Source organism: Sphingobium sp. (genome assembly GCF_032153725.1).
GTDB lineage: Bacteria > Pseudomonadota > Alphaproteobacteria > Sphingomonadales > Sphingomonadaceae > Sphingobium.
Map to the genome: position 1 here is coordinate 23,842 of NZ_JALDYQ010000062.1, position 6,544 is coordinate 30,385.

At 65.7% G+C, this 6,544-nt stretch carries 10 protein-coding genes; 6 read left to right on the forward strand and 4 right to left on the reverse strand.

Annotated elements, in window-relative coordinates; all coding sequences use genetic code 11:
• Positions 1-81: 81 nt before the first annotated feature.
• The 5 genes from crcB to RUH75_RS17890 are packed head-to-tail and all read left to right on the forward strand — an operon-like array spanning position 82 to position 3,431.
• Positions 82-465 carry a fluoride efflux transporter CrcB gene (crcB, locus tag RUH75_RS17870; protein ID WP_313808505.1) on the forward strand — a complete coding sequence of 128 codons (384 nt, stop codon included), beginning with the start codon at positions 82-84 and terminating at the stop codon, positions 463-465.
• Positions 462-1,817: an RluA family pseudouridine synthase gene (locus tag RUH75_RS17875; RefSeq protein ID WP_313808506.1), complete on the forward strand. Its 1,356-nt coding sequence runs from the start codon at positions 462-464 to the stop codon at positions 1,815-1,817. The genes crcB and RUH75_RS17875 overlap by 4 nt, the downstream gene beginning before the upstream one ends.
• Positions 1,814-2,473 carry an HAD-IA family hydrolase gene (locus tag RUH75_RS17880; protein WP_313808507.1) on the forward strand — a complete coding sequence of 220 codons (660 nt, stop codon included), beginning with the start codon at positions 1,814-1,816 and terminating at the stop codon, positions 2,471-2,473. Before RUH75_RS17875 ends, RUH75_RS17880 begins: the two co-directional genes overlap by 4 nt.
• Entirely contained in the window at positions 2,470-2,739 is a 270-nt protein-coding gene (locus tag RUH75_RS17885; protein WP_313808508.1) for a hypothetical protein, read from the forward strand. Before RUH75_RS17880 ends, RUH75_RS17885 begins: the two co-directional genes overlap by 4 nt.
• Positions 2,736-3,431 (forward strand): ATP12 family protein, encoded by a 696-nt coding sequence (locus tag RUH75_RS17890; protein ID WP_313808509.1) that lies wholly within the window; start codon positions 2,736-2,738, stop codon positions 3,429-3,431. Before RUH75_RS17885 ends, RUH75_RS17890 begins: the two co-directional genes overlap by 4 nt.
• A gap of 29 nt (positions 3,432-3,460) precedes the next feature.
• Here RUH75_RS17890 and RUH75_RS17895 read toward each other — a convergent pair whose 3' ends face one another.
• The 3 genes from RUH75_RS17895 to RUH75_RS17905 all read right to left on the reverse strand — a co-directional run bounded on the left by RUH75_RS17895 (position 3,461) and on the right by RUH75_RS17905 (position 6,031).
• Positions 3,461-4,141 (reverse strand): murein L,D-transpeptidase catalytic domain family protein, encoded by a 681-nt coding sequence (locus RUH75_RS17895; RefSeq protein ID WP_313808510.1) that lies wholly within the window; start codon positions 4,139-4,141, stop codon positions 3,461-3,463.
• Between the two features lie 127 nt (positions 4,142-4,268).
• Entirely contained in the window at positions 4,269-4,556 is a 288-nt protein-coding gene (locus tag RUH75_RS17900; protein ID WP_313808511.1) for a hypothetical protein, read from the reverse strand.
• A 5-nt stretch (positions 4,557-4,561) separates the two neighbouring features.
• Entirely contained in the window at positions 4,562-6,031 is a 1,470-nt protein-coding gene (locus RUH75_RS17905) for a L,D-transpeptidase family protein (protein WP_313808512.1), read from the reverse strand.
• On the opposite strand from RUH75_RS17905, the gene RUH75_RS17910 reads away from it, so the two are divergent.
• Positions 5,964-6,182, forward strand: coding sequence for a hypothetical protein (locus RUH75_RS17910; RefSeq protein ID WP_313808521.1), 219 nt, complete (start codon positions 5,964-5,966; stop codon positions 6,180-6,182). The two genes, RUH75_RS17905 and RUH75_RS17910, sit on opposite strands and share 68 nt — an antisense overlap.
• A gap of 26 nt (positions 6,183-6,208) precedes the next feature.
• Here the strand turns inward: RUH75_RS17910 and RUH75_RS17915 are convergent, their stop codons facing one another.
• Complete coding sequence (locus RUH75_RS17915) at positions 6,209-6,529, reverse strand: phosphoribosyl-ATP diphosphatase (RefSeq protein ID WP_313808519.1); 321 nt, start codon at positions 6,527-6,529, stop codon at positions 6,209-6,211.
• Positions 6,530-6,544: the final 15 nt, after the last annotated feature.

The window sequence follows — 6,544 nt, forward strand, 5'->3', positions numbered from 1 at the left end:
GGGCGTCCGCATCCGCTCCCTCTCCGCCTTCCGCCAATGATCGCTTCCCATTTCCCGCAAAAATGCTCTAGGGCGGGCGGCATGAATAATATCTTCCTCGTCATGGCAGGCGGAGCCGTCGGGTCGGCGCTGCGCTATCTGCTCGGGCGTCTTTCAAGCCATATCTTTCCCGGCGCTCCATGGCCCTGGGGAACCTTCTCCGCCAACATCATCGGTGGTTTCGCGATGGGACTGCTGGCCGGATGGCTGGCGCGCTTCAGCACGGGCCATGGTGAGCCAATCCGCCTGCTGCTCGCGGTCGGCGTGCTGGGCGGCTTCACCACCTTTTCCTCGTTCAGCCTTGAAACCGTGCTGATGATTGAACGTGGGCAGTTCGGCGTGGCGCTGGCCTATGCCGTCTTCTCCGTCATCGGAGCTGTCGGCGCCCTGACCGGCGGCCTTGCATTCATGAGGAGCATCGCATGAAGGGCAAATCCTCCGGTCCGTCGCGCGGCCCCCGCAAGCCGGGGGCTGCCCCGCAAGGCCGTGCCCGTGGCGCTGCCAAGGCTGCCCGCGCGCGCAAGCCCGATGCGCCCAAATCCGCCGCGCCCAAGTCCGCCGCGCCCAAGTCCGCCGCGCCCAAGTCCGCCGCGAAGGCGTCGACGCCCAAGCCCTCCACCGCAACCCCGGCGCCTCGCCCGGCCAAGCCGACACCGGCGAAGGGGGTTTCGCTCGACGTTCGGCAGTTCCGCGTCGGCGCGGATGATGACGGCATAAGGCTGGACCGCTGGTTCCAGCGGCATCTGCCGGATATCGGCTTCAACACCGTCTCGCGCTGGGCGCGCACCGGCCAGCTGCGCGTCGACGGCGCCCGCGCCGCGCCGGGCGACCGGATGAGCGAAGGGCAGAGCATCCGCGTGCCCCCGGCAGAGCCCAAGGCCGCTGAAACCGCCAGGCCCAAGCGCCTCCGTCCGCAACTGGCTGACGATCAGGTCGCTTTCGCGCAGGGGCTGGTCATCCACCGCGACGCGCAGGCCATCGTCATCAACAAGCCGCCCGGCCTTGCCACGCAAGGTGGCACCAAGACTGACGATCATGTCGACGGCCTGCTCGACGCGCTGGATTATGAACTGGACCAGCGGCCCAAGCTGGTCCACCGGCTGGACAAGGACACGTCCGGCGCGCTGCTGATCGCCCGCACCGCCCGATCGGCGGCCTTTTTCGCCAAGGCTTTCTCCAGCCGCACCGCGCGCAAGGTCTATTGGGCCATCGTCATGGGCGTCCCCTCGATCGAGGACGGCATGATCGAACTGCCCATCGCCAAACAGCCCGGCACCGGCGGCGAGAAGATGCATGTGGATGAGGAGGAGGGGCTTCCCTCCCGCTCGCGCTACCGCGTGATCGAGCGGGCGGGCAACCGCGCCGCCTGGGTGGAACTGCAGCCCCATACCGGCCGCACGCATCAGTTGCGCGTCCATATGGCGGCCATCGGTCATCCGATCGTCGGCGACGGCAAATATGGCGGCAAGGAAGCTTTTCTGAGCGGCACGATCAGCCGCAAAATGCACCTCCATGCTCGCCGCATCCGGGTTGATCACCCCGATGGCGGTCGCGTCGATGTACGTGCTGAGTTGCCCGATCATTTCGCCGCCAGCCTTGCCTCGCTGGGCTTCGACCTGGCCGCTGGCGACCTGCCGCTGGACGAGGAGATCGCCCGCGCGCCCACGCGCGAGGATGAGAAGAAGGCCGCCCGCGCCCATGCCAAGCAGATCCGCAAGGGCCGCAAGGGTGAACGGCGCGCGCGCGGTTCCGGCGCAGGGCAACGCAAAAAGCCATGACCAACAGGCTTGCCGTATTTGATTGCGACGGCACGCTGGTCGACAGCCAGCACAGCATCTGCACGGCCATGATCCGCGCGTTCGAGGGCGAAAAGCTGGTCGCGCCCGATCGGGCGACCATATTGTCGGTCGTCGGCCTGTCGCTGCCGCACGCCATGGCGCGGCTGCTGCCGGCGGCGGAGGCCGACTATCACGACCATCTCTCGGAAAGCTACAAGCTTGCCTTCCAGCAGCTCCGCCGCGAAAATGCGGTGTCGGAGCCGTTATATCCCGGCATAGCGGATCTTATCCGCGAACTGGATGCGGAAGGCTGGCTGCTCGGCGTCGCAACCGGCAAGTCGGACAGGGGGCTTCAGCTCTGCCTGACCCATCATGGCATCCATGCGCATTTCGTGACGCTGCAAACCGCCGATCGCCACCCGTCCAAGCCGCATCCCTCCATGCTGCTCACCGCCATGGCCGACGCGGGGGCCGCGCCGGAAACGACGGTGATGATCGGTGACACCAGCTTCGACATCGACATGGCGCTGGCTGCGGGCACCCACGCTCTGGGTGTCGGCTGGGGCTATCACACGCCGCAGGACCTGATCGCGGCGGGCGCGCACAGCGTGTCGATGGACAGCACGGAATTGCGCGGCCATATCCACGCCAAATGACCGACACGCCGCCGACCCCGCCCTCACTCCCGCCGCTCGACCCTGAAAAGATCGCCCGGCAGCGCTTCTTCGCGCTTGGCCTGTTCCGCCTGTCGGGGGCGCTGCTGGTGATGTTCGGCTTTCTCGTGCTGATGCAGCGTTTTCACTGGGTCCAGGGAAACAAGGCGAAGGCCATGGGCGCGATTTTCGTCCTTGTTGGCCTGTTTCAGTTCGTGATCGTGCCTCGGCTGCTGCTCGCCTTGTTCAGGAAACCGCCGCAATCATGAAACGCTTCTACAAGGACGTCACGGTTGTTCCGGGCGAATCCGGCTTTGAAATCCAGCTTGACGGCCGCCCGGTCCGCACGCCTGCCCGCGCGCCGCTGGCTCTGCCCACCGCGCTCCTGGCCGAAGCGATCGCCGGGGAATGGCGCGCCCAGGGTGATATGGTCGACCCGCGCTCCATGCCCTTCACCGGCCTTGCCAATGGCGCCATCGACCAGATCGCTCCTGATCGCGATAGCTTCGCGGCCGGAATCGCGCGCTATGGGGAAAGCGATCTGCTCTGTTATCGTGCGGAGGGGCCGGCCGAACTGGTCGCGCGCGAAGCCGCCGCCTGGGACCCGTTGCTCGATTGGGCGCGTCATCGCTATGACGTTACCTTCCGGGTGACGCAGGGCATCATCCCGGTCGATCAGCCCGCCGAGACGCTGGAACGGCTGGGAACGGTGGTGGCGACCTTCGATCCCTTCACGCTTGCGGGCCTTTCGACGCTGGTGACACTGTCCGGCTCGTTGGTTTGCGGGCTGGCGATCGTGGAAGGCGGCCATGATGGCGATGCGATCTGGACCGCCTCCGAAGTCGATGAGGCATGGGAAGTCGAGCAGTGGGGCGAGGATGCGGAAGCCGCCGCCCGTTCGGCGCGGCGCGGAAACGAATTTGCCATGGCCCGGGAATTTTGCGGAATGAGCCGGGCCTGACGGGGAAGGAGGCTGATCGCCTCCGCGAATCAGGCTACGCCACCGGCGATCTTGTCGGCATAGAGCATCCGTCCCGGCCCCATCAGCCCTATGAATTGCGGCAGCATATGGCGGGCGAGCGCGAAGCAGCCTTCGCTGCGGCCGATCTTGCCCCAGGTCGCGATGTGGTTTTCGCTCACATAATCCGCGCCATGCACCACGATGGCGCGCATTTCCGCATTATCATTCTGCGGATCGAGGCCATCCAGTCGCATGGCGCGCCCATGCTGGCCCTCATAGATCTCACCCGTCTTGAATGCCCCTGAACAGCTGGCCAGTGAATTGGGCTCGTTGGAAAAGCTCTGGAGCCAGCCCGAATGTTCGGGGTCGGAGCCGCGGCCATGGGCCACCAGATAGGAACTGGCCTGGCCACCGATCAAATCCACCACATGGAAACGCAATTCGCGTGAGGGCGCATTGAAATCGGCCAGCGCCACGCGATCGCGCAGCGTGAACATATGGCCGTGCTGGTCGAGCGCCGCCTTGGCGCGGTCCAGCAGCTTCGCATAGGGCTGGGTAGCGAGCGGCCCGGCGGAAATCGGGCGCGGCGCAGGCGGAGCGGCAGGGCGCGGCAATGTTTCGCCAAGCGAGGCGGCCCGCCCGGCACTGTCGGCAAGAAAAGAAAAAGCCAGCCCGCTCAAAGCGAACTTGGTGAAACTACGACGGTCCATGAAGCCCAATATAGCAAAGGAGCGGGGCTGGTCCAAGGGTAGCCCCGCATGACCGCCGCCGCTCGTCCGATCCCCGTTTGCAAAACCGCTGTCCCGCCCTGTTTCCGGGGCGGAGCGAAATGCGCCCTTATTCGGTTGCGTTCGCGCCCTCGTCGCTTTGGCTCAGCCGGGCGGTCATGCCGGTGGCGGCGGCGTCATCCTCGATCTGCTGCTGTTCGGAAATGGTCGGCGCGGGAGCCGGAGCGGGTGTCGCATTGTTGCCAGGCTCCGGAGCAGGGGCTTCCGGCTCGTTGACGATCACATTCTCGACCGGCGGTTCGACCAGATTATTGGTCACCGGCGCCTCTTCCTCCTTCTTGCCGCAGGCGGCCAGAGCGAGCGCGCCGCTAAGGGCGAGAAGGGCAATCTTGCGCATGAATATCAATCCTTGGATGCAATGGCGGCGGCAGGCGCGGCGGTCGGATCGACACGGCGGCTGGACGCTTCGATCTTGTCGGCAAGCAACTTGTCCCAGCCATAAGGGTCGGAACGGAAGCTCATCGTGCCGTTATTGCTGGCAAAGGCGGTCCAGTAAAGCAGATATACCGCCACTTCCCGGGGCAGCGAAACCCGCTGGGTCTTGCCGGTGTCGATCAGCGATTGGATCTGCCCGGCCAGGTCGGGATTGCCCGCCACCATCAGTTCCGCCAGCGGCACCGGCTTTTCCAGCCGAATGCAGCCATGGCTCGCCAGGCGGTCATAGCTCGAAAATTTCGCGCGCGACGGGGTGTCGTGCAGATAGACGGCGAAGGGATTGTTGAAATCGAACTTCAGCCGTCCCAGCGCGCTGTTCGGCCCGGCGGGCTGCACGATCCGCTCGCCCGTTTCCGGCGTGCCGACGATCTTGTAACCCTGACGGAGGAGCGCGGCGCGCCCCTTGGGCCACAATTCCCGCTTGGCGATGGACGTGGGGACGTTCCACGGCGGATTGACCACGATCGAATGGATGCTGGACGACAGCATCGGCGTCGCATTGTCGGGCGCGCCGGTCACCGCGCGCATGGAGGAGATCGGCTGATCCCCTTCGAACACCGTCAGCACGGCGGCGGCGATGTTCACCTGCACCCGGTTGACCGGCAATTGGCGCGGCATCCAGCGCCAGCGCTCCATATTCGCCATGATCGCGGCGATGCGATCGCCCACCGGTACGTTCAGTTCCCTGAGCGTCCGCGCGTCGAGCAGGCCGGTGGGGTTCAGGCCATAGCGCCGCTGTGCCCGTTGCAGCACATCGGCCAGCTTTTCGCCGGGGGTGACGCTCTTGTCCTCAATGGCGATGCGCGCGCGTACCGCATTGGGCGAGGATTGCGCTGTCAGCGCCGGCCAGCCGCCCGCGTCGCGAATCCGCTCATAATTGGCCAGGCCCTTGCGCAGCCCGTCATAGCCCGCATAGGGCGGGGTCAGATTGGCGGCCCATTGCGGCAGTCTGTCCTCGGAAATTGCCTTGGCCAGCGCGGGCCGCGGGTCGAAAGCCGCTGGTCGCAGTGCCCAGATCGCCAGGAAGTCGGCTGTGTCCACGCGCCCGGTGCTGAGTGCCTTTGCCCGGTCCAGCGTCGCGGACAGCAGTGCATCGCCTTTCAGCGCGCCGGTTGCCTGAGCGCGCGCCATCAGCCCCTGTTGCGCGCCGCCCCTCAGCCAGTCGTTCAGCCATTTTTCCTGCGCGGCAGACAGCGGGGGCAGCGGCACGGGCGGCGGCGTCACGATGGCGGGTGGCAGGATCACCTGTGGGGCAGGGGCCTGTGACGCGGGCGCAGGCAGGGTCGGCGCAATCGCGGGAGGCTGCGCCATGGTTGGCATGGCAGCGACGCCCAGCATGGAGAAAAGGGAAAAACGGATCAATTTGGGACGGTTCATGCTGGACCAGATAGCGCAAAGCCCGCCTCGTTCAAACTCGAAGATAGCGGAAAAGATGATGCAGCATGTCGTTCACCATCCGGCCTATGTCTCTCCGGCAACAGCAGGCAGGGCGTTCTGCCTTGATCAGTTCGGCTGCTTCGACACATAAGGACTGGTGCTTACGGAAGGGAACGGTCAGTCAGCCTTGCGCGAGGCCTTTTCCGCGATGCCCGACACGCCCTCCCGCCGATCCAGTTCGTCCAGTACTTCGTCCAGCGAGATATCGAGATCGGCCAGCAGCACCAGCAGGTGGAAAAGCAGATCCGCGCTCTCCCCGATCGCGCCGTCCCGATCGGAAGCCATTGCGGCGATCACCGTTTCCACGGCTTCCTCACCGACTTTCTGGGCGATCTTGGCGCGGCCCCTGGCGGTCAGCTTGGCCACATAGGATTGGCTGGGATCGGAGTCCCGCCGCTGACGAATGGTCCGTTCAAGATCGAATAGGGTCGCGCGCATGGCGCCATCAAGCGC

Coding starts and splice junctions, on each gene's coding strand:
- crcB (WP_313808505.1), top strand. CDS start 82: ATGAATAATATCTTCCTCGTCATGGCAGGCGGAGCCGTCGGGTCGGCG.
- RUH75_RS17875 (WP_313808506.1), top strand. CDS start 462: ATGAAGGGCAAATCCTCCGGTCCGTCGCGCGGCCCCCGCAAGCCGGGG.
- RUH75_RS17880 (WP_313808507.1), top strand. CDS start 1,814: ATGACCAACAGGCTTGCCGTATTTGATTGCGACGGCACGCTGGTCGAC.
- RUH75_RS17885 (WP_313808508.1), top strand. CDS start 2,470: ATGACCGACACGCCGCCGACCCCGCCCTCACTCCCGCCGCTCGACCCT.
- RUH75_RS17890 (WP_313808509.1), top strand. CDS start 2,736: ATGAAACGCTTCTACAAGGACGTCACGGTTGTTCCGGGCGAATCCGGC.
- RUH75_RS17895 (WP_313808510.1), bottom strand. CDS start 4,141: ATGGACCGTCGTAGTTTCACCAAGTTCGCTTTGAGCGGGCTGGCTTTT.
- RUH75_RS17900 (WP_313808511.1), bottom strand. CDS start 4,556: ATGCGCAAGATTGCCCTTCTCGCCCTTAGCGGCGCGCTCGCTCTGGCC.
- RUH75_RS17910 (WP_313808521.1), top strand. CDS start 5,964: ATGGTTGGCATGGCAGCGACGCCCAGCATGGAGAAAAGGGAAAAACGG.
- RUH75_RS17905 (WP_313808512.1), bottom strand. CDS start 6,031: ATGAACCGTCCCAAATTGATCCGTTTTTCCCTTTTCTCCATGCTGGGC.
- RUH75_RS17915 (WP_313808519.1), bottom strand. CDS start 6,529: ATGCGCGCGACCCTATTCGATCTTGAACGGACCATTCGTCAGCGGCGG.